Here is a 23,589-nt window from a genome sequence, read left to right as displayed (position 1 = left end):
CGTTATCTTTGTGCAAATTGAAGCGAGCAGATGACAATCAAGGAAAAACAGCAGGAAATTGTAGAAGAATTCGCCTTTCTGGAAGATTGGGAACAGAAATACGAGTACATAATCGATCTCGGAAAAGAGCTGAAAGGTTTGCCCGAAGACCGGAAAACCGATTCAAATCTTATCAAAGGATGCCAGTCTCAGGTATGGATTGATGCCGATTTCCGCGACGGAAAGCTATATTTCGATGCCGATTCAGACGGTATTTTGCCTAAAGGCATTGTTTCGCTGCTCGTTTCCATCTACAGCGGACACAGCACACAGGAAATCCTGGATTCTGATTTTGATTTTATCTCTGAAATTGGCCTGCAGGAATTTCTCTCGCCCTCACGGGCCAACGGCCTTATGGCGATGACCAAGCAAATAAAGTTCTATGCCGTGGCTTTCCAACTGAAAAAATGACGACCATCTTAGCTTACCGTTTCTCAGCGTTTGGTGACGTGGCAATGACGGTGCCCGTTTTCACCGAATTTCTGGAACAGAATCCTTACGTACAGATCGTTTTTCTCTCCCGCGCCAACTTTCGGGATCTTTTCAAAGGTTTACCGAACTTTATATTTAAAGGTGTCGACATCAACGATTATAAAGGTTTTCTGGGAATGCGGAAGCTCGCAAAAGAGCTTAATGCCGAATTCACACCTGATTACGTTGCGGATTTTCACGATGTGATCCGAACGAAGATTTTGAGTCGCGCCTTCCGCCGCAAAGGCTTTCCCGTGCATATAATCGACAAGGGCAAAGACGCGAAAGATCATCTCACAGACATTTGGAACATCGAAAAAGGGCCGCTGAAACCTAACACCGAGCGGTATGCCGATGTTTTCCGTAAAATGGGTTTTACCGTTGAGCTTTCGCACACCTACCGAACTCTGTCGGACAACAAAGCCGGAATTGGTTTCGCGCCTTTCGCGCAGCATACGGGGAAAATGTTACCGCTCGAGAAATCATTTGAACTCGCCAGATTGCTTGCACAAAAAGACAAAGTTTATTTTTTTGGAGGTGGCAGTACGGAGATTGAAGTACTCGATAAATGGGTTTCGCAAATCCCAAATTCCGTGAATATGGCCGGAAAACTATCGTTAACCGAAGAGCTCGACCAAATTGCCCGTCTGAAAGTAATGATTTCGATGGATTCCGCGAATATGCATTTAGCAAGTTTAGTGGGTACGCGCTGTATCTCAGTGTGGGGTTCCACACATCCCTATGCGGGTTTTTTGGGGTACGGACAAGCGGAAGCAGATGTGGTGCAGGTAAAGGACCTTACCTGCCGACCATGTTCGGTCTTCGGAGATAAACCCTGCTACCGTGGTGACTGGGCGTGTCTGCACGAGGTTGATATTCAGCAGATAACCTCAAAAATTTAAAATCGCAAATCTAAACTTTCTAGAGGAATTTGTCGCCTTTTTTAGTGCTTTTTAAATCGTGGATGTATTCTTTGATGCGCTGGTCATTCTTACGCGGGCAGATTAGCAGAGCCTTATCAGTATCCACAATGATGTAATCTTTAAGTCCGTCGATTATTGCTGCTTTATTCTTGTTTTTAATCTGTATAATGTTGCCCTGCGTGTGATAGGTCAACACATTTTTGGACTGAATTGCGTTCTTATTCTCGTCCTTTTTAGAGTTTTCAAAAACTGAAGTCCAGGTGCCAAGGTCACTCCAACCCAAATCTGCGGGTATTACATAAACATTTTGGGCCTTCTCTAGAATTCCGTTATCAATGGATATTTTTGCAACTTTCGGGTAAATGGTTTCGATGCATGTTGCTTCCTCATCCGTATTGTATTCACAACTGATAAACTGCTGCGACATGTCTTGCAGATACTCTTCAAATGCGGCTAAAATCGATTTTGTGTTCCAGATAAAAATGCCTGCATTCCATAGAAAATCACCACTTTCGAGGAAACTTTCTGCAATTTCGAGATCAGGTTTTTCGGTAAAGGTTTTTACTTTAAAATAATCTGAATTCTCTGTTTCGAGGAACTGAATATAGCCGAAACCGGTGTCCGGACGTGTTGGTGTGATACCAAGCGTGATGAGAAAATCGTTTTGGGATGCCAAACTGAAAGCCAATTCCACCTTTTCGAGAAATGTTTTTTCTTTAAGGATCAAATGATCTGCGGGTAGCACGATCATATTAGCATTCGGGTTTTTGGCCGCAATTTTATTAGCCATGTAGATATTACATGCTGCAGTGTTTTTCATCATCGGTTCTCCAACGATATTGGCCAGGTCAAGTTCAGGCAGCTGTTGTTCGGTGAGCGATACATATTCGCTGTTAGTGATGACGTAGATGTTTTCTGCCGGTACGATCTGGCTGATACGGTCATAGGTCTGCTGTATCATGGTTCGGCCGGTGCCTAAAATGTCCTGAAACTGTTTGGGGTATTTTTGTGTACTCAGAGGCCAGAATCTGCTGCCGATTCCTCCGGCCATTATCACGCAGTAATTATTTGATTGGGACATATTATTTAACTGATTTTTTCTACCCTCGCCAACGGCCTGAAAATATATTTTTTCGTGTTTTCGAGGTTGGTGCAAAGATAGTTCTTTTTCCGCTTTCCATCGAGGGAGTACCGTTCATTGCGGTAGATGAAAAGGTCACCATCAGCCAAATCTTCGATGTATAAACTCTCGTCTTCGCAATCTTCTATATGGAAATATTTTACAAGGTCCGGGCTGGACATAAAGTTAGCTTTCGGCGCTTTTGCAAATTTTAATATGATGGGCTTCAGATCATTGGCATACACCGAACTGCTGTCCACAAGCATCATTCGGAACGTTTGCTTCCACTCTTGGCCGTGCGGCGAAATGCGGTAACCGAATTCCTGAAATGCAATAAGGTGCGCCAGTTCGTGCGTGAGGACAAAGAAGAAAAGTTCAGGTTGTAGGGTGCCGTTCACCGTAATCTGATGTGAACCGTCCGGCATTTTCCGGTAATCCCCAAGCTTTGATTGTCGCTTGCGCGTAATTTTGATGTGAATAATGTGCTCACCAAACCAGGTTTTCAGAAAAGGCAGCGTGCCTTCAGGCAAAAACCTTTCAAGATTAGTGATCGGCATTCAATGATTATTTAAAGACTTAAAGGTATCCCTGCATAAAAATTAAGCAGTTTCAGGCTGAAAAGATAGTTGTATTTTGCCTGAGCTACAGATCCCTGCGCATTGGCATAATTGTTTCGGGCTGCATTAAGGTCATACACGGTAGAACGGCCTGCTGCAAAGCTTTTCTCGGCAAAATTGAGTGCAAGTTCCGCACTGCGTTCAGCCTCACGGGCCGCTGAAAAAGCCGCGAAATTACTTTCGGCGTCAAACTGCGCCTGCTGAACATTCTGCAGCACCTGCTGCCGCTGCTGCCGGAAGGTCGTTTTTGCAATATCTTCGTTTATTTTAGCCTGCTCCACTTGCAGTTTTGTAATTCCTTTGTTGAAAATCGGGATGTTGGCCGATAACCCGAGCTGCTGCCCGAAATTATCTTTGTACTGCTTAAAAAAGCCACTTTCACGAATTGGGTTTCCATTGATGTCGGCACCTGCGTAATTGGTTACCAATGAATTAAAATACGATGTCCCAATACCCGCGCTGGCGCTTACCACCGGCCAGAATGCAGTTTCGGTAACTTGGGTTTGTGCCTCCGCGGCCTGTACTCGGCTCTCAGCCGCTTTTATTTGAGGTTGGTTTTCGTATGCTTTTTCAATGATATTTTCAGCTGTGAAAAGTGGCGCTCCCAGTGTATCGTCCACCGGAACATCCTGAATGTCAAAGTTTTTGTATTCTTCGAGCTGAAGAAGCATTGCCAGTGCAAAAAGACTTCTGTTAGTATTGATACGCGCGGTTTCCACGTTCTGTTTTTCACGCGCCAGTGCCGCTTCTGCTTCAGCTAATACCGTCCGGGCGGTGGTTCCGACGTCGGTGGTGATCTTTGCACGCTGGTAAAGTCTGTCTGCATTTTCGAGCGCGCTGGCGGAAATCTTAGCAATCTCACGGTTGAGAAGCACAGACAGATATTGCTGCGCAATCTGAAGCGAGATATCGTTTTTTATTCTTTCGGTATCGTATTTTGTAGCCGCGACTTCAAATTCCGTACGGCGGATATTTTTTTCAAGACGTCCCTTATTGAAAAGAAGGATGTCTGCGCCGACGCTTGCATTGTTGTTGAAATTATCATTCCGGTCCGTGGTCCCAAAAATATCTCGGCCCTGACCAAAACTAGCGCTGTTGCTGATGTTTCCGGAAACTGATGGTAAATATTCGCGCTTCGCAATTTCGAGCGATTTATCCTGGATCCGCGTGTTTAAAGTATTCTGAATTACGGTCAGATTATTCTCCAACGCATAATTTACACATTCCTGCAGCGTCCATTTTTTCTGCGAAAAAGCGGTGACAGAGAACAAAACCAGTAAAACTGCAGCAGATTTCTTCATTATTAATTTTAATTAATAAGACGGCAATTTTTTTTAAATGTTACACGTTGGCTTTCAGTTCGCTGATCCGCGAAACAATCGGCATAGAAAAGATACCGCTCTTTTGAAGGAACAGTTCATAAAATACAATTGACTTTTCAGCAAAACCGGGCGTTTCCTCTTCCTTAAATTTAAAGTAAAAAAGGTGCCCAAGAAGTTCGTAAAAAGCAACTTGGTGTGCGGGCTCTTTCGCTTCGATGAGTCCAGTGATTTTCGCCGTGTCTTTTTCGGCAAGCTTTTCAAAAGTCATCTTGAACGTGTCATTCATATTTGTATCAAAGATGCGCTGAAGTTCTGTGGAGTCGCCGTCATTTTTGCCGCCCAGAATCATTTTGCCTAAAAATTCAGAAAACTGTTTTACGATTCTTATGATGTAATCTTTGTCGTGGATCATGGGTTTATTTAAATGGGTTCAAAGGGTTCAATGTTCAAGTTGTTAAAAGGGTTTGATTGTTCAAAAATAATTAGAACTAAAATTATTTAAGCAAAGAAAATATACGCCAAAATAACCGAAGTGATGATGCCCACGAGGTCCGCAAGTAACATGGCCGTGACGGTGTAGCGTGTGTTTCTGATACCCACCGCGCCGAAATATACCGCGATGACGTAGAATGTAGTATCGGAACTTCCCTGGAGCACCGCTGCCAGCCTGCCCTGGAAACTGTCGGCACCAAAGGTCTGCATCGTATCCACCATCATCCCGCGTGCGCCTGATCCGGACAGCGGTTTGATGAGCGCCGTAGGTAAACCATCCACAAATCCGGTGTCAAAGCCGGCAACCGCGGCAAACCATTTCATTCCATCAATCAGCACATCAAAAACGCCGGAAGTCCGCAGCAATGAGATGGCGATCAACATCCCAACCAGATACGGAATGATTTTCACACAAGTCCAGAACCCTTCTTTCGCGCCATCGATAAAGGCGTCGAACACATTTATTTTTTTATAAACACCGCCCAGAACAATCGCAAAGAAAATCAGCAAGATAATTCCGTTGCTGAGGAGCATAGAGAAATTGTCAATGCCTTCTTTAGATAAATTTACCAGGTAAACGACTAATAACCCGACGATTGCGGAGATACCGCCAACGTAAGCGATTACAGCTGGCTGAAGCAGATTGATCTTTTGATAAAGCGAAACGATGATCATCGCAGCCATCGTAGCCGCAAAAGTGGCGATCATGCACGGCAGGAAAATGTCTGTAGGCGTTTCTGAACCCATCGATGCGCGAATTGCAATGATAGAAACCGGAATCAGTGTGAGACCGCCGGCATGAAGGCACAGAAACATGATCTGCGAGTTGCTGGCGCGGTCTTTATCAACGTTAAGTGTCTGCAGACTTTCCATCGCTTTCAATCCGAAAGGTGTCGCAGCGTTATCAAGACCAAGGAGGTTCGCTGAAAAATTCAGCAGCATATGCCCGAATGACGGATGATTTTTCGGAATCTCGGGGAAAAGGCGCGAAAAAAACGGCTGGATCATCCGCGACAGCAGATTGATGCCACCGGCTTTTTCAGCAATGCTCATAAAGCCCATAAACAGCGTCATGATACCGATAAGACCTAGACATATCTTCACAGCGGTTTCCGAAGTGCCGATCACACCGTCGCTGCCCTGTACGCGGTAAACGTTCACGTTGCTTGTCGCGGAATCTTTGCGGTAATGAATCCGGTTTTCCTCGGTTTCGGGTTTTAGCAACAATGTTTTTTGCACATTGGTAGAGAGTTCGCCTGTAGTTTTGGTCGCAATCTGAATGGTGTCACCGCTTTTGCCGACCACCATATCATTGTAAATCGCTTTATAATGATCAGAGAATAAATATTTGAAACTTGCTACCAGAATGGCCACAATAATAAAGGCACTCCATATTCTGCTTAAAACCATCGAAAAAAATTTTGTTAAAAGTAATCAAAAACTTGCTTCCAAAATATTTTTGAATCTAAGCGAATGTGCGGGTAACTTTAAAACAACCGAAGCTGCTGCGCGCGTGTTCCGGTAAAGTTTTCTGCAGTTAACACCGGCATTTCACGGTCGGCGAAATACTTCCGTTTTGCAAGAGCAAAAGTATTGTGGATGAGTTCAGCAATATTTCCTTCACCTTTATAGCGCTCGTGAAATCTCTTTTCACCCAGACTGCCGCCGCGCATCGAACGGATTAGATTCAGAACTTTCTGTGCGCGGTCAGGGAAATGAGCGTTGATCCAGTTCACAAAAACCGGTTCCACCGTGTCGTTCAGCCTTACAATGACGTAGCTGAAACTTTTCGCACCGGCGTCAGCAATAGCTTTTACGATCGGGAGGCTTTCATCGCTCGTAAGTCCGGGAATTACCGGCGCTACCATCACACCAACGGCAATTCCGTTCTGCGACAGGGTTTCAATGGCTTTAAGTTTATTATTTACAGAAGAAGTGCGAGGTTCCATTTTCCGTCTGATTTCTTCATTAATGGTGGGAATGCTGAACGAAACCGTTACGAGATCTTGTTCGGCCAGAGGTTTTAGAATATCGAGATCGCGCAGTACCAACGCATTTTTGGTGAGAATGGAAACAGGATGACGGTAATCTAGACAAAGCTGAAGCAGCTTACGCGTGATTTCAAATTTACGCTCGGTGGGTTGGTAGCAATCTGTATTTCCGGACAGCGAAATCGTTTTTGGCGTATAGCCTTTTTTCCGGAAAAATTTCTCCAGAAGTTCGGGCGCGTTTTTCTTGACCATAATCTTGCGTTCAAAGTCAACTCCCGCAGAGTAACCCCAGAACTCATGCGTCGGCCGCGCGAAACAATAGGAGCAGCCGTGCTCGCAACCCTGATACGGATTGAGTGAATAATCCATCCGCATATCCGGGCTGTTTACCGCATTTACTATGGTTTTAGGAAAAACTTCGGTAAAAGTGACCTTTAGAGATTCAGGCTCCTCATCTTCAGGTTCCCAGCTGAAACGGTCGAAACGGTTGTGTTCGTTCCGCTGCGCGCCCTGTCCTTTGATAAAGTTTTTGTCCATATTTATTCAACGGTAAAACCGCATTTTTAGCTCGCCAGCATTAAATATTTAAACAAAAAAATCCTGTCTTCAAATGAACACAGGAAAGAAAATGTACAATTTTCCAGAGTTATTGCATGGCATAAAGCTCTACGCCGTGGTGATCATCATAGGAACCGTCATCAAAATGGCGGTGATAATCTCCGTAATACGCTTTATAATCTGTATCTTTTTTATTCAAGAATAACTTAAAACCATATACTCCCAATCCAACAAGCAAGCCCAAACTGCTTGCAACTAAAATTCCGGTTTCTCTTTTCATAATAATATAGTTAGAACAAAAAGATTTTAGCAAAATGCGTACCTTAAAATCTAAATCAAAGTTTAAAGTTTGTTAATATTAAATGTTTAGGGTACCGACTGATTATAATTTAATAAATTTGAAAAAAACAGATTTTTAATGAAAGCGAACGGACTTATCTTGACCGGTGCTGTTTTTCTTGCAGCCTGCTCACCTCAAAAAATGACACAAAACCGCATCTATCCCGAAACAAAGAAAATTGCCCACACAGATGAATATTTCGGCCAGAAAGTAGAGGATCCGTACCGCTGGCTAGAAGATGACCGCGCAGATGATACCAAAGACTGGGTGCAGCGCGAGGTAGCTTTTACCAATAATTATCTGGAGCAGATCCCGTTTCGCGAAGAAATCCGTTCGCAGCTAAAAAATATTTGGAATTACGAGAAGATTGGCGCGCCTTTCAAGGAAGGAAACTATACCTATTTCTACAAAAATGATGGTCTTCAGGCACAGTCTGTACTATATAGAACCGATAAAAACGGGAAGACGGAGGTGTTTTTAGATCCTAATAAATTTTCAGAAAAAGGAACAACTTCCCTCGCAGGTATTTCATTCAACAAAAAAGGCAATTTGCTTACCTATTCTATTTCTGAAGGCGGCAGCGACTGGAACAAAATCATCATCATGGATGCCGAAACCAAGCACATCATCGATGAGACCATTAAAGACGTGAAATTCTCAGGCGTTTCGTGGTCCGGCGATGAAGGTTTTTATTATTCAAGCTACGACAAACCTACCGGCAGCGAACTTTCAGCAAAAACAGATACGCACAAGGTGTATTTCCATAAGCTCGGTACCAAACAGTCTCAGGACAGGCTTGTGATCGGTGGCGACAGTTTCAAGCGCCGCTACATGGGTGTTGGTGTGTCTGATGACCAGCGTTACGAGATTCTCAGCGCGTCTGAAGCGACTAACGGAAATGAGCTTTATATTAAAGATTTAAAAAATAAGACAGATTTTATTCCGATCCAGAAAGGGTATAGCCACAACACCGATTTCATAGATTCAAAAGGTGATATCATCTACGCACTTACAGACCGCGATGCGCCGAATATGCGTTTGGTGAAGTTCGACATCAAAAATCCTTCGGTGTGGACGGACGTGATTCCGGAGTCTGAAGAAGTGCTCAGCGTTTCCACAGGAGGCGGATACATCTTTGCCAAATACATGAAAGATGCAGTGACTTCTGTCCGCCAAATGGATTATGACGGAAAACTCGTCCGCACCATCGAACTTCCGGGTGTTGGTACAGCGTCTGGATTTAGCGGAAAAGACGGTGACAAGGATCTTTATTTCTCTTACACGAATTACATTACGCCGGGAACGATCTATAAATACAATTTGGAAAGCGGTAAATCTGAAATTTACCAGAAACCGAACGTAAAATTCAGTCCTGAAAATTATGTCTCAGAACAGGTTTTTTACACATCAAAAGACGGCACGAAGATCCCGATGATGATCAATTACAAAAAAGGGATCAAGCTTGACGGTAAAAACCCGACCATCCTTTATTCTTACGGTGGTTTCAATATCAGCCTGCAGCCAGGTTTCTCGGTTGTGAATGCAATATGGATGGAAAATGGTGGAATCTACGCCGTGCCGAACATCCGCGGTGGTGGCGAATACGGCAAAAAATGGCATGATGCGGGTACGAAAATGCAGAAGAAAAATGTATTTGATGACTTCATCGAAGCCGGTGAGTATCTGCAGCAAAAAGGATATACTTCTCCTGAGTACATGGCGCTTTCCGGCCGATCGAATGGTGGTCTGCTCGTAGGAGCTACGATGACGATGCGTCCGGATCTGGCTAAAGTTGCCTTCCCGGGTGTAGGCGTTCTGGATATGCTGAGGTATAACAAATTTACGGCGGGTGCAGGCTGGAGCTACGATTACGGAACTGCCGAGGACAGCCGCGAAATGTTCGATTATCTGAAATCTTACTCGCCTGTACACAATGTTAGAAAAGGAGTTTGCTATCCTTCGACGATGATCATCACCAGCGATCATGATGACCGTGTAGTTCCCGCGCATTCATTCAAGTTTGGGGCTGAACTTCAGGAAAAACAGTCGTGCAGCAATCCGGTGCTGGTTAGAATTGAGGTAAATGCCGGCCATGGCGCAGGGCGCAGTACCGAGCAGGTAATCGGAGAAAATGCTGATCTTTTAAGTTTTGCGCTCTATGAAATGGGCTTTAAGACTTTGAAGAAATAAATATTTTGTCATAATTAAAAGCTTTCCGGCTTTAGTCGGGAAGCTTTTTTGTTGCGATGCTTATCAACCTCATGTGTTTGTCTAAACTTTTAAAAGCAATTCATTAAATATTTAATCCCAAATCTAATCGTTATTTTTGTGCCATTGTAGATTTTTAGATGTCAGATATAATTAAACTTTTGCCCGATCACGTTGCGAACCAGATTGCCGCCGGCGAAGTGGTGCAGCGGCCTGCCTCCATTGTAAAAGAACTGATGGAGAACGCCATCGATGCGCACGCCACGAAGATTGAGCTTATCATCCGCGATGCAGGTAAAAACCTTATTCAGGTGGTAGATAACGGCAGCGGCATGAGCGACACCGATGCGCGTCTGGCATTTGAGCGTCATGCAACCTCAAAGATTCACTGCACTGAGGATATTTTCCGGATATCAACCAAAGGTTTCCGCGGCGAAGCATTAGCTTCAATTGCTGCGGTAGCACAGGTTGAGCTCCGCACCAAAACCGCAGAATCACTTACGGGCACCAATATCTACATCGAAGGCGGCGGTTTTCAGTTTCAGGAACCTATACAGACGGCTGTTGGATCTAATTTTTTAGTTAAAAACCTTTTTTATAATGTACCTGCACGCCGCAAATTCCTTAAAAATAACAATGTTGAATTCCGGCATATCATTGATGAATTCCAGCGTGTTGCGCTCGCGCATGAAAACGTAGATTTCGAACTGTTCCATAACGATGACTTGATTTTCAGATTACGCAAATCGGGATTGCTACAACGGATCGTTGAGATTTTCGGACGCAAACTGCATCCGCTTCTTGTGCCGATTAAGGAAGATTTAGGTTGGGTGAAACTCAGCGGATTTGCCGCCAAACCCGAAGGTGCCAAGAAAGTCCGTGGTGAGCAGTTTTTCTTCGTGAATGGCCGCTATTTCCGCAGTCCGTATTTTAATAAAGCTGTTCAGGAAGCTTTTGAGGGACTTCTGTTGCCTGGTTATATTCCGACTTTTTTCCTTTTTCTGGAACTCGATCCAGAGAAGGTGGACGTCAATATTCATCCACAAAAAACTGAAGTAAAATTTGAGGATGAAAACCTGATCTTTGCGTTGCTGCGTTCCACCATTAAGAAAGCTTTAGGCATTTACAACGTGGCGCCTAGCCTTGATTTTGAGAAAGATGTGAGTCTTGAAGCCTTTGTGCAGCAAAAAAATGGAAGCAGCGCCATTTTCCGCGCGCCGGAAATAACGGTTGACAGAGATTATAATCCTTTTCTTGAGGAGCGCATTGTGCCGGGCGAACAGGCCGCACTGCTAGAAATGTATCAGCCAACTGCTTCCGCAGAACCCTCAAAAATCAATCTTTTTGAAGAAGAAGATTTTGATGAGGACCTTATGCGCTTGCCCAATGGATACTGGCTTTACAATAAGAACGGCAAGACGCTGATGCTCGATTTGGGACGGATGCACCGGTTGGTAGTCTCGGAACGCAACCAAAAATTCACTAAGAATACCGAGCGGCACACGTTGCTGTTTTCACTGGAGTATCACATGAACGAAACCGAGAAAAATAAGTTCCGTTCGATAAAGAAGTTTCTGCCCGCGCTGGGTTTTGAAATGATAATTGCCAATGACAATGTGCTGCGGATAGATGCCGTTCCGGAAGGCCTTAAGGAATCTCAGGTGATGAAGTTCATGGAGCAGCTCTTTGAGATTCTGGAGTACAGGACGGAAGACGAATTCATGCAGTTCTACCAAAACCAATGGAACAAAATTCACAGCAAATCGCGATTTGATTTCCTGTACAAAGCAGATGCTGAGCAGCTTATCAAAGACTTTTCGGCGCTCGGTTTTCCGGAGTATCTACCGTCTGGAAAGCGTTGCTATATAGAACTTCCGCTGGATGACCTTAAAAATAAATTTTAAAAAATGTTCAACACCATACCGCCGCTTACCCGCAATATCATCATACTGAATGTTGTAGTCTTTTTACTCGTGCAGCTTTTGCAAAACGATCAGCTTACGATGAACTTGGCGGCCTTTTATCCGTTTTCGCCTTATTTCCATTCGTGGCAAGTCATTACACACATGTTTATGCACGGAAGCTTTTTTCATATTTTGTTTAATATGATGACGCTTTTCAGTTTCGGACCGGTGCTGGAGCAGGTTTTGGGCGACAAAAAATATTTGCTGCTCTATTTCCTTAGTGGTTTGGGTGCATTTTTCCTCTTTAATCTCTGGAATTTCATTGAAATTGAACAAATAAAATCATCGCTTACCGCATTTGGCTTTGATCTGGACGGGTTTTTGTCCGGCGAAAGCGTCTCTTTTCCCGGCAACGCGGCTGCAGTGGCTGAACAGCAAGTGCTCGTAAATTCATTGCGAAACATCATCACCATCCCGATGGTTGGCGCTTCAGGTGCGATTTTCGGTGTTATCGCAGCTTTCGCTACCCTTTATCCGGACGCTAAAATCGGGCTGATGTTTATTCCGGTTCCGATTAAAGTTAAATATTTGATGCCCATCGTCATCCTTGTTTCCATCTACCTGGGAGTTTCCGGAAATGTGGGCGGAATCGCGCATCTGGCACACGTGGGTGGCGCGCTGGTAGGATTCATCTTAGCACGCATTTGGCGAAAGCATCTGTACAGGTTCAATTAATACGAAACCGTGAAAATCATTCGCTCAATTTCCACGCTTGCGCACTTCTTTATCCTGGCACTGCTTGCGGGAACAACGCTGAATTCGGTTATTGCGCCGCAGACCTTCCCATGGCTTAATATACTTTCGCTTACGTTTCCGGCGCTGATGATTTTAAACATAATTTTGATCATCATCTGGATTATCATGCGGAAAAAGCGCGCAATTTTGTTTTTGGTTCTGACACTTTTAATGATAAATCCGATTCGGCGATGGGTGAACTATAGTCCTGCAAGTGAAGAAAAAGCCAATCTAAAGGTTTTGACGATGAATATTAAAGGCGGTACTTACGGCCGGCCCTCCATTTACCGGTACATAGAGGAGTCAAGGGCGCAAGTCGCTATGGCACAGGAGCATTTAGGGCTTTTTGACGTCCCTGGCTACCGCTATAAAAGCAATTTCGATTTGCTGGCACTAAATTCAAAAACAGAAATCATTCATCAGGAAAAAATTCCGACCTCTGAAAATGGCGAAGCTTTTTTTGCAGATATTAAGATTGAAGGAAAAATAATTCGTTTTATCAATGTATACTTAAATCCGTTTTCTTTTGATAAAAGTAAAGTGAAACCTGCGGAAGATTATAATACAAACATTCAGAAACTCCGCTATATTGGCAAAACTCTGATTCCGACCTTCAAGGCGCATCAGCGTGAAATTGAAGTCATTCAAAAAACCATTAAAGATTCGCCGTACCCTGTCATCTTAGCCGGTGATTTCAATGCGGTACCGAATTCTTACGAATACTATCAGCTTTCTGAAGGATTGAAAGACGTTTTTGCGGAAGTAGGCCGCGGAAATGCGACCAGTTTCCATGATTATAAAGTGCCGATCCGTATTGATTATATTTTCTGTTCACCTGAAATTATTCCCGTTTCTTACCGTGTGGACCGGCGAAAAAAACTGTCTGATCATTACCCTGCGATTGCGGAATTTAAAATAGAATAATATGAAATATCTACTTCTATTCCTTTTGGTTTTAAATATTTCCTGTGGTGATAAAAAGCTCGCCGAGCAGCAAACCGAGCGCGAAATTTCGGAGGCTGCTCCGTATGACACCATTGCGGTAGACTCGTTTTCAACGGGCGCTACGTCAGTTGATATTGCTGCACAGATCCGAAGATCATCATTAAAATATCAGGATTCATTAAATAAGGCAAAGAACGAGGCTGCGCAGGCCGAACAGCTTAAAAAAGCTAAGGAAGCAGAAGCCAAATCAGCAGAGAAAAAGAAGGCGGCGCAAAATGAAACTAAAACAGAGCAGAAAAACGAAGAGCAAAAACAACCTTAAATAGTGGAAATCAATGTTTTAAACGGCTGTGTTTTAAGGAAGATTTTGAATTATGCTTAATGGATAGATGAACATATCATCGAAATCATTCATCGCGTTAATGATTTGAAAGTGAGAGAATTCCCGCAGATTTTGAACAGTGATTTCCGTTTCTTTTATTTTTTTTGTCTTCAAAAGATGCTGGCGCTGCACGCCATTGAGCAGGAAAGTAGAAGGCGTGTACCAGGTCTTACCCTTTTTAAACAGTAAGTTCGAGAACGAAGTATCGGTGATACGATTGTTTTTTACAATGATTATCTCATCACTTTTTGCCTCGCGCCGCATGTTTTCAAGGGTTGTTCGGTCGGCGAATTTAAAAGCATAATCGTACAGATTATTTTCCACAAGACGCACAGAGTGCAGTTCCGAAATCGCGTAAGGAATTAGCTGAGTCTGTAAAACCTTTTCAAAATCGTAAACGATCCGAAGCTTGAACAGCCCTTCGCCATCATGATGAAGGTCCCTGTAAATTTTCGAAATATCTATTGGGTTTTCTTTCCCAAAATGCTCGAATGTGCGTTTCACGCGTTGCTGGTGCAGGTCAGGCAGGTGAAGTTTTCGGTCTTCAACCCTGATGCTTTCAATAAATTGGGACATAAATCTTGTTTTTCATCTCTTCGTATTCATCGGGCAATTTACTTAAATGTGTGATGCCACCACCACTTTTAAAAAACATTTTTTCGCCCTGGAGTTCGATGAAGCGGATCATCACGCAGGAATCAAGGTTTTTCCCGTCGAAATAGCCACAAACACCCGTGTAGAATCCTCTTTTGTGGTTTTCAGCTTCGAGGATAATCTCTGAAGTTTTCTTTTTTGGAGCGCCTAAAATTGATCCAGCCGGTAAAAGCGTGCGCATGATACTGCCAACTTTTCCCCGAAATTCCGGTTTCAGTGTTCCTGAAATCTCAGAACTCATCGCGTACAGATTTTTTTTGTTGGTTCTTATAAGGTCGACGCGTTGAAATTCATCCACACATACTCGTTCCGCTACCATGCTGAGGTCATTCCGAAGCAAATCGACCACGGTGTAATGTTCCGCCTGCTCTTTGGGGTCTTTTCTCAGAAGTTCAGCCCCATTTTCTACCGCTGCATCGATCGTTCCCTTCATCGGGTGCGTTTTAATCTTATTCCCGTCTGTTTCCACAAAGGTCTCAGGTGAGAAGAATACAAACTTTCCAGGGTAAAATACTTTGTATTTGGCTTCTGCACGCGCAAATATCTCTTCCGCAGAAAGGTTGGTTTCAATTTTTGTGCTGCAGGTATAATTTGCGAGGTAGCTGTAGCCTTCTTTCAGGTGTTTCTGTATATGTTGAAAGCCCTTTTCATAATCTTCAAGACTTGCCGGGTTTGATTTGAATTTAAAGTTTCGCGCCAAATCAAGTCGTGGTTTGGGTGTTTTAATGTATTCAAAGTCAATCATTAAGCCTGAAAATAGCAATTCATCTTCACGAAATATTTCAATATTTTCAACCTCAAAATCAATGATATAGAAAAACGGAATCTGCTGTTGTGACAGTTGATCCATTTTATCGAATTGAGCATGTGCAGCGGGAAACATCGGCACAAAAATACTGAAAACGCGGCCAGCACGAAATTGTACTTCTGCTTTTATACTTAAAGTCCTATTTTTGCGCATGCAAAATTCTAAAAGGCCCGACAACGGCCTGTCTTACACACTTCGCACAGCATTCAGCTATTGGAACCGCACGCTCCTGTATCAGCTGATGTTCAGTTTTTGGTATTTCCTGCTTTTTTTCGTGGGCTACTGGTATCTTTTGCAGCATTTTGGTTTATGGGACCTTTTTATGGAACACAAAGAATTGGTTCAGACCGATATTGCCGCATTCAACAAAAAAGTGGAAGAGATCTCACGTTTGCCTCAGGCGCGTAATTTCGCACTTGCATTTCTGTTTCTGATGGCGCTTATCAATCCGCTGGCGGTGGGGTTGTATGCCATTTACCGTAAGATTGATCTTAAGGAAAAAATCAATTTTACAGATGTGTTCGCAGGTTATCAGGGATTTGCTTTCTTCAATTTTTTTGCGTTCCACCTTTTTTGGATTATCATTTTCACTTATGCGAACGCGCTTCTGCTACTGGGAATAGTTTGGTATTTTGTAACACTGTTCAGTATTCCGCTTATGTTTTTCATGCAAATTCGGGCTTTTGAAGGGATTTCTCTGACGTTCAAAGTTTTGAAGAAAAATTTCGCGGTTATTTTCATCTCTATGGCGGTGGCGCTCATCTTCGGACTCAGCGGGTTCCTGCTGTGCGGTTTTGGGATATTCTTCACTTTCCCGTTCATACATGCGATGATCTACACGCTTTACCGACAATATTTCAATGAAGTGAAGTAACTGTTGTTTTTTTTAAATGTGATATTCTCCTTTTTACTTTAAATTTGAGTTACATTAAAAAACTAAACTTATGAGCACATTTCAGGAATTCAGCGAGACAAACCGATCAAAGAACTGGAGCGATATCATTTCTCACGCGTTCGATCTTTATAAGGGAATCTTTCTGTACGGTATATTGGCGATGATTATATATTTCGGCGTATCGATGGTGCTGCAGCCGGTCACCGGTTTCAGTTCACAGACACTTTCAGATGAAATAATAAGCGCCGACGGAGATTTTGGTGACATAGATGTATGGTCTGTACCCGGTTTCCGGCTTTACTACGGACTTTCGGGAATATTGAGTCTGTTGCTTGCACCGCTTTATGTAGGAATTTTATACCTCGCAAACCGCTACCATTATAACCAACCGCTGCGCGTGAATGACCTGTTCATCGGCTACCGCCAAAATTTTGTAAACATCGTGATTTACACCTTAATAAGTACGGTGATCGTGGCCATTTCGTTTGCGTTATGTTTTCTTCCGGCATTTTTTGTGATGCCTTTGTTCCTGTTGGGTTATCCCATCCTGTTGTTTGAGAATGCAAGCTTCACGGATGCGATCAGCAAATCATTTAAAATCGCAAAAGACAATTACGGTACATTTTTGTTGGTATCCTTCATCGGATTCTTAATCAGCATTGCGGGTATTTTGCTCTGCGGAATTGGCGTTATAGCATCATTTCCGTTTTATATGACAGTGATGTATGCGGCGTATTGCGCGTTCTGCGGCGCTCCAAGACAATTGGGCCTTAATGCCTGATGATATTGGCTTCATATTTTCATTAGGGCGAGCATTAATAAAAATTAAAGAAAACCAATGCCAAATAAAAAAGAACAGATCAGCGAGGTAAAAATCAAACAGATCTTCCTGCTCGCGGTCATCCTGATTTTGGCGGGTTTGATCTGTTATAATCTTTCTCTGTTTATTCCGTCGCTGCTCGGCGCGATAACACTATACATCATATCCCGCAAATACAATCTGTATCTGCAGGAAGAACGCGAATGGAAACCGTGGCAGGCATCGGCAGTCATCATTTTTGCGACGCTCGTTATCCTTATTCTGCCGGTATATTTCATCGCGGACTTGCTGCTGGAGAAACTCGGAAATGCGTCGGTATACATGCAGAAATTCAATGTTTTTGTAGATAAGATTCACGATTTCGTTTATGCCAAAACCAAAGTGGATTTGCTGAGCAAAGAAAACCTTGATAAACTGAAAGATTCTGTCGGTAAATATTCCACATCGGCGCTGAGCGGTACTTTCAATACACTTACCGTCGTGCTGTCGATGTATTTTATCCTCTATTTCATGCTCGAAAGACCGCGATTTTTCGAAAAGTTGGTAAAAAGTTCAGCCCCTTTGAAAAAATCGAATGTTAATCTTTTAGGCGATAAATTCAGGAATATGGTGATTGCAAACGCTATCGGAATACCGGTGGTTGCGCTGGGTCAGGGAATTGTAGCTTTGATCGGTTATTTTATTTTCGATGCGCCAAGTCCGGTTCTTTTATTTGCACTTACCGCAGTGACGTCGATGATCCCGATTGTGGGCGGCGCGATCGTTTTTGTGCCGGTCTGCATTTTCATGATCGCGGAGGGTAATTTAGGCCCGGGACTGGGTTTAGCAGTCTATTGCCTGATCGCTGTAGGACTTACTGATAATCTTTTACGCTTTACACTTTTAAAAAGGCTCGAAAACATTCATCCTCTGAACACCGTTTTCGGCATCATTGCCGGGATGAATATCTTTGGGTTTATGGGCCTTATTTTCGGGCCGATAATGGTTTCCATCACTGTAATGCTGATTCAGGTTTACCGCGATGAGTTTTCGGATGAAGACAATGAACTCATTATGCCTGAACCTAAAGAAATTGAAGAAAAAATAGACCTAACTATCTGATGATGGACATGATGAATCCGCAGATCCTGGAGGAAATCTGCATCCAGAAAATGCCTTTTGGCAAGTATAAAGACGTTGTAATTGCTGATATTCCGGTGCATTACCTGGAGTGGATGCACCGCCAGGGAATGCCAAAAGGTAAGCTGGGCATGCAGCTGAGTACGATTTATGAGATAAAAGTGAACGGGTTGATGGATTTGCTGATTCCGATTCGCGGAAAGGTGAATTTTGCCACTTCAAAAAATAAGGTTTATAAGTTTTAGATCTAAATTTTATTCCCGCAACAATAACCTTAATCCCAACTGATTAAGTTTCAAAGAATCAGTTCTGAATTATTGATCACGCCTTCAGCGCAGCGATTTCGTCCCTTAATTTAGCTGCTTTTATAAAATCCAGGTTCCGCGCGGCCGCCTCCATCGCTTTTTGTTTTTCTGCAATCAGAACGGTGGCGTCTTTGCCAAAATTGGCTTTGTCTTCAGCAACCTGTTTAAGGATTTCCTTCTGCGTGTATTTAGGATCCGGAAAATCTTTGCTGCGACCAACCAAAACTTCGGAAATTTTCTTGTTTAAAGAGGTCGGAACCAATCCGTTCTTCTCATTATACTCCATCTGTTTCTGACGTCTGTAGTTGGTTTCATCAATCGCGCGCTGCATGGAACCGGTCATTTTATCAGCGTAAAGTATGGCTTTTCCGTTCACATTTCTTGCCGCACGCCCAATCGTTTGAACTAATGAGCGGCGTGAACGCAACATTCCTTCCTTATCAGCATCCAAAATCGCAACCAGTGAAACTTCAGGTAAATCGAGACCCTCACGGAGAAGGTTGACGCCCACCAGCACATCAAAAAGCCCCACACGAAGGTCCTGCATGATCTGGATTCGCTCCAGCGTTTCCACATCGGAGTGAATGTATCTGGTGCGGATGCCAAACCGTGTGAAATATTTGGTCAGTTCCTCGGCCATTTTTTTGGTTAAAGTGGTCACCAAAACCCTTTCGTCCAGTTCCGTACGCTTTTGGATCTCCTCGATGAGGTCATCAATCTGATTGATCGTCGGTCTGATGTCGATAACGGGATCCAAAAGTCCGGTCGGCCGTATGATCTGTTCTACATATTCGCCGCCACTTTTTTCAAGTTCATAGTCTGCCGGCGTGGCTGAGACATAAATCACCTGATTTTGCATCGCCTCAAACTCCTCAAATTTCAGCGGACGGTTATCCATGGCGGCGGGAAGCCGGAAACCGTGCTCTACCAACACTTCTTTACGGCTGCGGTCTCCGCCGTACATTGCGTGGACCTGCGGCACCGTAACGTGACTTTCATCAATCACCATTAGGAAATCCTTCGGAAAATAATCTAACAAACAGAAAGGTCTGGTACCGGGCAATCTGCGGTCAAAATAACGCGAATAGTTTTCAATTCCGCTGCAGTAGCCGAGTTCTTTCATCATTTCGAGGTCAAGTTCGGTTCTTTCCTGCAGTCGTTTTGCTTCAAATGGTTTTTCAATCGAATTAAAAAAGTCGACCTGCTTCACCATATCGTCCTGAATCTCCCGGATGGCGCTGTGCTGGGTTTCTTTCGAGGTCACAAAAAGGTTGGCGGGATAGATATTAATTTCGTCAAACTCCGACATCACATTTCCGGTAAGCGGATTGAAACTGTGGATTTTCTCTATTTCGTCACCGAAAAACTGCACGCGCACCGCATTATCAGCATATGCCGGATACACATCGATCACGTCGCCTTTCACCCTGAAAGTACCGCGTGTAAACTCATTTAATGTCCTTGCATACAGTGCATTGACTAATTTGTGTAAAAAATCTGTCCGTGTAATCTTGCTGCTTTTCTTCAGCTCGATTAAAGATTTATTGAATTCTGTCGGATTACCGATACCATAGATACAGGAAACCGAGGCTACGATTAGTACATCACGTCTGCCCGAAAGCAAACTCGCAGAGGCCGAAAGTCTTAGTTTCTCAACTTCTTCATTGATGGATAAATCTTTTTCAATGTAGGTATTTGTGGACGCGATAAATGCCTCGGGCTGGTAATAATCATAGTAGCTCACAAAGTACTCTACCGCATTTTCGGGGAAGAATTCTTTGAATTCCATAAAAAGCTGGGCAGCAAGCGTCTTGTTATGAGCCAAAACCAAAGTAGGTTTTTGAACTTCATTCACAACATTAGCTACAGTAAAGGTTTTACCCGAACCGGTAACGCCGAGTAATGTTTGATATTTTTCGCCGATTTCAAGACCTTTCACCAGTTTCTCAATGGCTTGTGGCTGGTCACCGGTGGGTTTGAATTCAGATTTTAATTTAAATTTCATAATATATCTCAAGAAAGAACAAATATTCTTCCAATCTGCAAAAATACGAAAATTGGTGCCGAATAACTGTACCACTTTCATTATCAGCACGAAAAAGTATATCTGCGTCCTGTTCATATTTAAAGAAATAAGTTAAACTTTCCAGATGTTTCACGGAACAATTATTGCATTACGAAGCGCAAAAAATTATATCATGATCACTTATTTACTGAAAGTATTACCCGTTTGCGGTCTCGTTTTTCTAAGTTCGTGTGGCGGTACCAACCACAACTCCTATCAGGAACCTAAAACGCAGCCAAACGGAACCCTTAGCAATCCCGAAACCGCCGCTAAAAATTCACCGGAATATCAACCTGCATTTGAAGGGCAGACCCGCATTGCCGGCGTTAAAACCAATACACCTTACAAAGTGGAAGTAATCAATTCAAGCCTTGAAAAGCCGTGGGGTATGACCACATTGCCGGATGGCCGTTTGCTGATCACTTCAAAAACCGGTTACATGAGTATCGTTTCAGCTGACGGACAGAACGTAATGAAAGTTGAAGGTTTGCCTAAAGTGGATTCAAAAGGGCAGGGCGGACTCCTCGACGTGGCGCTGGACCCGAATTTTGCATCAAACCGAATGATCTACTGGTCCTTTTCTGAACCTGTTTCCAGTGGAAATCATACTGCTGTTGCGAAAGGAAAACTTTCAATGGACGAAAAAAATATCGAGAATGCAAGCGTAATTTTCCGCGCCACACCTACTTATGATGGCGATAAACATTTCGGCAGCCGCCTCGTATTCGATCGTGACGGACATCTTTTTGTAAGTACCGGTGAACGGTCAGATATGGAAATGCGGCCGTATGCTCAGCGTCAGGATGCGTATTTAGGTAAAGTTCTTAAGCTCACTACCGATGGTAAACCTGCGCCTGGTAATCCAAAAATTTCAGGCTGGAAACCGGAGATTTACGCGACGGGGATTCGTAATCCTCAAGGGTTGGCGCTCGATCATAAAGGCCAGCTTTGGGACGGGGAGATGGGGCCGAAAGGTGGCGATGAAATCAACCTGATTCAACCTGGAAAGAATTATGGTTGGGGCGATGTAACCTACGGCATAGAGTACAGCGGAAAAAAAATCAATAATGGAACCACACAGAAGGCGGGCACTGAGCAGCCAGTGTATTATTGGGATCCTTCGATTTCAATGAGTGGAATGGATTTCTACAAAGGAAACATCGATGAATGGAAGAATAATCTGATGGTGGGTTGCCTGAGCGGACAGAAAATTATCCGACTCGTCATTGAGAATAATAAAGTAGTAGGCGAAGAATGGCTAATGACTGATCAGAATGACAGGATCCGCGATGTGCACAGTGCTAAAGACGGAAACCTGTATGCTATCTCAGACAGTGGTAAACTTTACAGAATTAAGAAAAACTAAGCGCCACTATTTTTTAAGATAAACCAAATTTCCACTATAGTCACCGCCAGGATCTGAAAGGATTTTGGCGGTTTTTATTTTTACCAAAAGCTTCTCGATAAAAAAACTGCTCTCGAAAAACTGACGGTGAATGCCCGGCAAAAGTTCCATGAAAAGCTGCATTCCAATCTCATTGTTATGCAGGTCCATTTGTCTTTCCAGTGGCTCATTCGGAAATAGTTCTTCGTGCAGATCCGTAAGTTTTTTACAGAAACTCAGCGCTTTTTCGGGCGATGTGATCTTGCAGCAGTACATCATGATAAGGCAGCACCAAAGTGCATGGCGGAACGCATTCCCGACGCCATTAGTTGAACTGGTCTTTGGGAAAAACTTCTGTGCCAGTACAAAGCTCCTCAGCGTAGCGTAAGTCGCAAGTATAGTGAGTAACGGATTAGGAAGGCACAACTTGAGAATCCGCAGCAACTTGGTGAAGCTCAGGGTTTTCAGAGTATTGTAAAAAACGCGTAAAGTTTTTCTCATAAAGAAATCTCTCCTTTAGAAAAGGAGAGACTGTAAATTTTAATGGTTTGTTAGTGAACCAAAAGCCGCACGGTTTTCGATACCTTTTCTTTGATTTCTGTTCGTTTTACAATGAAATCTACGAAACCTTTTTCCTGAAGGAACTCAGATGTCTGGAAACCTTCCGGCAGATCTTTACCAATAGTTTCACGGATTACCCTTGGTCCCGCAAATCCGATCAGCGCGCCCGGCTCAGCCATGATAATGTCTGCGGTCATCGCGAATGAAGCCGTGATTCCTCCGAAAGTTGGATCGCACAGATAGGCGATGTAAAGCAAGCCTGCTTCTGAAAGTTGGGCAAGTTTTGCCTGAACTTTGGCAAGCTGCATCAGCGAGTAAGTGGCTTCCTGCATACGCGCACCACCAGATTGGCAAATGATCATGTACGGAAGTTTATTTGCAATACAGTAATCTACTGCGCGGCGAATTTTTTCGCCCATCACCGAGCCGAGAGACCCGCCGATAAATGCAAAATCCATACACGATATCACTATTTTTTCGCCGTTCACTGTTCCTACAGCATTCCGTATAGAATCTGTGAGTTTCGTTTTGGCTTTCACCTCCTTCAAACGGTCTGTGTAAGATTTGGTGTCTTTAAAGTTCAGCATATCAACGCTCTCTACATTAGCGTCGAGCTCTGTGTACTTGTTGTCATCAAAAAGGATTGAGAAAAATTCGCGGCTTCCAATCCTTACATGGAATCCGTCTTCAGGCGAAACATAGTTGTTTGCTTTCAGTTCCTCATGCTCGATGATCTTGCCTGTCGGTGTCTGGTGCCAGAGCCCACGCGGGACATCTTTTTTGTCCTCTGTTGAAGTGGTTATGTTTTTAGCTTTTCTTTTAAACCAGTCAAATGCCATTCGTATAATTTTAGGTTTTCAGGTTCCAGATT

24 protein-coding genes are annotated in these 23,589 nt (G+C 43.5%); 12 read left to right on the top strand and 12 right to left on the bottom strand.

The genetic code is table 11. The features are described from left to right. Positions 1–30 precede the first annotated feature (30 nt). Together QEP06_RS06865 and QEP06_RS06860 are read left to right on the top strand one after the other, a co-directional pair. On the top strand, positions 31–450 hold the full coding sequence (locus QEP06_RS06865; RefSeq protein ID WP_251832597.1) for a SufE family protein: 420 nt from the start codon (positions 31–33) through the stop codon (positions 448–450). Continuing rightward, complete coding sequence (locus tag QEP06_RS06860) at positions 447–1,412, top strand: glycosyltransferase family 9 protein (RefSeq protein ID WP_285269633.1); 966 nt, start codon at positions 447–449, stop codon at positions 1,410–1,412. The genes QEP06_RS06865 and QEP06_RS06860 overlap by 4 nt, the downstream gene beginning before the upstream one ends. Before the next feature lie 19 nt (positions 1,413–1,431). Here the strand turns inward: QEP06_RS06860 and QEP06_RS06855 are convergent, their stop codons facing one another. From QEP06_RS06855 to QEP06_RS06825, 7 genes are all read right to left on the bottom strand, one after another. Next, positions 1,432–2,484, bottom strand: coding sequence for a mannose-1-phosphate guanylyltransferase (locus tag QEP06_RS06855; protein WP_285269632.1), 1,053 nt, complete (start codon positions 2,482–2,484; stop codon positions 1,432–1,434). Positions 2,485–2,519: 35 nt separating this feature from the next. Then, positions 2,520–3,110: a SprT-like domain-containing protein gene (locus tag QEP06_RS06850; RefSeq protein ID WP_285269631.1), complete on the bottom strand. Its 591-nt coding sequence runs from the start codon at positions 3,108–3,110 to the stop codon at positions 2,520–2,522. A gap of 11 nt (positions 3,111–3,121) precedes the next feature. Next, positions 3,122–4,471, bottom strand: a complete 1,350-nt coding sequence (locus QEP06_RS06845) for a TolC family protein (RefSeq protein ID WP_285269630.1) — start codon at positions 4,469–4,471, stop codon at positions 3,122–3,124. A gap of 40 nt (positions 4,472–4,511) precedes the next feature. Beyond that, complete coding sequence (locus QEP06_RS06840) at positions 4,512–4,904, bottom strand: hypothetical protein (protein ID WP_251832602.1); 393 nt, start codon at positions 4,902–4,904, stop codon at positions 4,512–4,514. Positions 4,905–4,990: 86 nt separating this feature from the next. Then, positions 4,991–6,394, bottom strand: a complete 1,404-nt coding sequence (locus tag QEP06_RS06835; protein ID WP_285269629.1) for a nucleoside recognition domain-containing protein — start codon at positions 6,392–6,394, stop codon at positions 4,991–4,993. A gap of 77 nt (positions 6,395–6,471) precedes the next feature. Next, complete coding sequence (locus tag QEP06_RS06830) at positions 6,472–7,512, bottom strand: PA0069 family radical SAM protein (RefSeq protein ID WP_285269628.1); 1,041 nt, start codon at positions 7,510–7,512, stop codon at positions 6,472–6,474. A gap of 109 nt (positions 7,513–7,621) precedes the next feature. After that, the gene (locus tag QEP06_RS06825) at positions 7,622–7,813 is read right to left on the bottom strand and encodes a hypothetical protein (RefSeq protein ID WP_251832605.1); all 192 of its coding nucleotides are present in this window, start codon (positions 7,811–7,813) and stop codon (positions 7,622–7,624) included. Positions 7,814–7,951: 138 nt separating this feature from the next. Here QEP06_RS06825 and QEP06_RS06820 point away from each other — a divergent pair, with 138 nt between their 5' ends. The 5 genes from QEP06_RS06820 to QEP06_RS06800 all read left to right on the top strand — a co-directional run bounded on the left by QEP06_RS06820 (position 7,952) and on the right by QEP06_RS06800 (position 14,047). Further along, positions 7,952–10,063 (top strand): prolyl oligopeptidase family serine peptidase, encoded by a 2,112-nt coding sequence (locus tag QEP06_RS06820; RefSeq protein ID WP_285269627.1) that lies wholly within the window; start codon positions 7,952–7,954, stop codon positions 10,061–10,063. A 158-nt stretch (positions 10,064–10,221) separates the two neighbouring features. Continuing rightward, positions 10,222–11,985 carry a DNA mismatch repair endonuclease MutL gene (gene mutL, locus QEP06_RS06815; protein ID WP_285269626.1) on the top strand — a complete coding sequence of 588 codons (1,764 nt, stop codon included), beginning with the start codon at positions 10,222–10,224 and terminating at the stop codon, positions 11,983–11,985. A 3-nt stretch (positions 11,986–11,988) separates the two neighbouring features. Further along, entirely contained in the window at positions 11,989–12,720 is a 732-nt protein-coding gene (locus QEP06_RS06810; RefSeq protein WP_285269625.1) for a rhomboid family intramembrane serine protease, read from the top strand. A 9-nt stretch (positions 12,721–12,729) separates the two neighbouring features. Then, positions 12,730–13,704 (top strand): endonuclease/exonuclease/phosphatase family protein, encoded by a 975-nt coding sequence (locus QEP06_RS06805; protein WP_285269624.1) that lies wholly within the window; start codon positions 12,730–12,732, stop codon positions 13,702–13,704. Between the two features lies 1 nt (position 13,705). Next, on the top strand, positions 13,706–14,047 hold the full coding sequence (locus QEP06_RS06800) for a hypothetical protein (RefSeq protein WP_285269623.1): 342 nt from the start codon (positions 13,706–13,708) through the stop codon (positions 14,045–14,047). Between the two features lie 33 nt (positions 14,048–14,080). On the opposite strand, the gene QEP06_RS06795 is transcribed toward QEP06_RS06800, so the two are convergent. Together QEP06_RS06795 and QEP06_RS06790 are read right to left on the bottom strand one after the other, a co-directional pair. Continuing rightward, positions 14,081–14,683 carry an aminotransferase class IV gene (locus tag QEP06_RS06795; protein WP_285269622.1) on the bottom strand — a complete coding sequence of 201 codons (603 nt, stop codon included), beginning with the start codon at positions 14,681–14,683 and terminating at the stop codon, positions 14,081–14,083. Beyond that, positions 14,667–15,611: an aminodeoxychorismate synthase component I gene (locus tag QEP06_RS06790; RefSeq protein WP_425256190.1), complete on the bottom strand. Its 945-nt coding sequence runs from the start codon at positions 15,609–15,611 to the stop codon at positions 14,667–14,669. The genes QEP06_RS06795 and QEP06_RS06790 overlap by 17 nt, the downstream gene beginning before the upstream one ends. A 109-nt stretch (positions 15,612–15,720) precedes the next feature. On the opposite strand from QEP06_RS06790, the gene QEP06_RS06785 reads away from it, so the two are divergent. The 4 genes from QEP06_RS06785 to QEP06_RS06770 all read left to right on the top strand — a co-directional run bounded on the left by QEP06_RS06785 (position 15,721) and on the right by QEP06_RS06770 (position 18,648). Beyond that, entirely contained in the window at positions 15,721–16,443 is a 723-nt protein-coding gene (locus QEP06_RS06785) for a DUF2189 domain-containing protein (RefSeq protein ID WP_285269620.1), read from the top strand. A gap of 70 nt (positions 16,444–16,513) precedes the next feature. Continuing rightward, positions 16,514–17,245: a beta-carotene 15,15'-monooxygenase gene (locus QEP06_RS06780; RefSeq protein ID WP_285269619.1), complete on the top strand. Its 732-nt coding sequence runs from the start codon at positions 16,514–16,516 to the stop codon at positions 17,243–17,245. A 57-nt stretch (positions 17,246–17,302) separates the two neighbouring features. Continuing rightward, positions 17,303–18,385: an AI-2E family transporter gene (locus QEP06_RS06775; protein WP_285269618.1), complete on the top strand. Its 1,083-nt coding sequence runs from the start codon at positions 17,303–17,305 to the stop codon at positions 18,383–18,385. Positions 18,386–18,396: 11 nt separating this feature from the next. Then, on the top strand, positions 18,397–18,648 hold the full coding sequence (locus tag QEP06_RS06770; protein ID WP_285270072.1) for a DUF3820 family protein: 252 nt from the start codon (positions 18,397–18,399) through the stop codon (positions 18,646–18,648). Between the two features lie 76 nt (positions 18,649–18,724). On the opposite strand, the gene uvrB is transcribed toward QEP06_RS06770, so the two are convergent. After that, positions 18,725–20,713 carry an excinuclease ABC subunit UvrB gene (uvrB, locus tag QEP06_RS06765; RefSeq protein ID WP_285269617.1) on the bottom strand — a complete coding sequence of 663 codons (1,989 nt, stop codon included), beginning with the start codon at positions 20,711–20,713 and terminating at the stop codon, positions 18,725–18,727. 193 nt (positions 20,714–20,906) lie between these two features. On the opposite strand from uvrB, the gene QEP06_RS06760 reads away from it, so the two are divergent. Beyond that, entirely contained in the window at positions 20,907–22,139 is a 1,233-nt protein-coding gene (locus QEP06_RS06760; protein WP_285269616.1) for a PQQ-dependent sugar dehydrogenase, read from the top strand. Between the two features lie 6 nt (positions 22,140–22,145). Here the strand turns inward: QEP06_RS06760 and QEP06_RS06755 are convergent, their stop codons facing one another. Next, positions 22,146–22,658, bottom strand: a complete 513-nt coding sequence (locus QEP06_RS06755; protein WP_251832618.1) for a DUF6973 domain-containing protein — start codon at positions 22,656–22,658, stop codon at positions 22,146–22,148. A gap of 50 nt (positions 22,659–22,708) precedes the next feature. Then, positions 22,709–23,557, bottom strand: a complete 849-nt coding sequence (gene accD, locus QEP06_RS06750; protein ID WP_285269615.1) for an acetyl-CoA carboxylase, carboxyltransferase subunit beta — start codon at positions 23,555–23,557, stop codon at positions 22,709–22,711. Positions 23,558–23,589 lie beyond the last annotated feature (32 nt).

The organism is Kaistella rhinocerotis (genome assembly GCF_030243905.1).
Taxonomy (GTDB): domain Bacteria; phylum Bacteroidota; class Bacteroidia; order Flavobacteriales; family Weeksellaceae; genus Kaistella; species Kaistella rhinocerotis.
The sequence above is the reverse complement of the archived record's forward strand: the minus strand, read 5'-3'. Positions and strand labels throughout refer to the sequence as shown.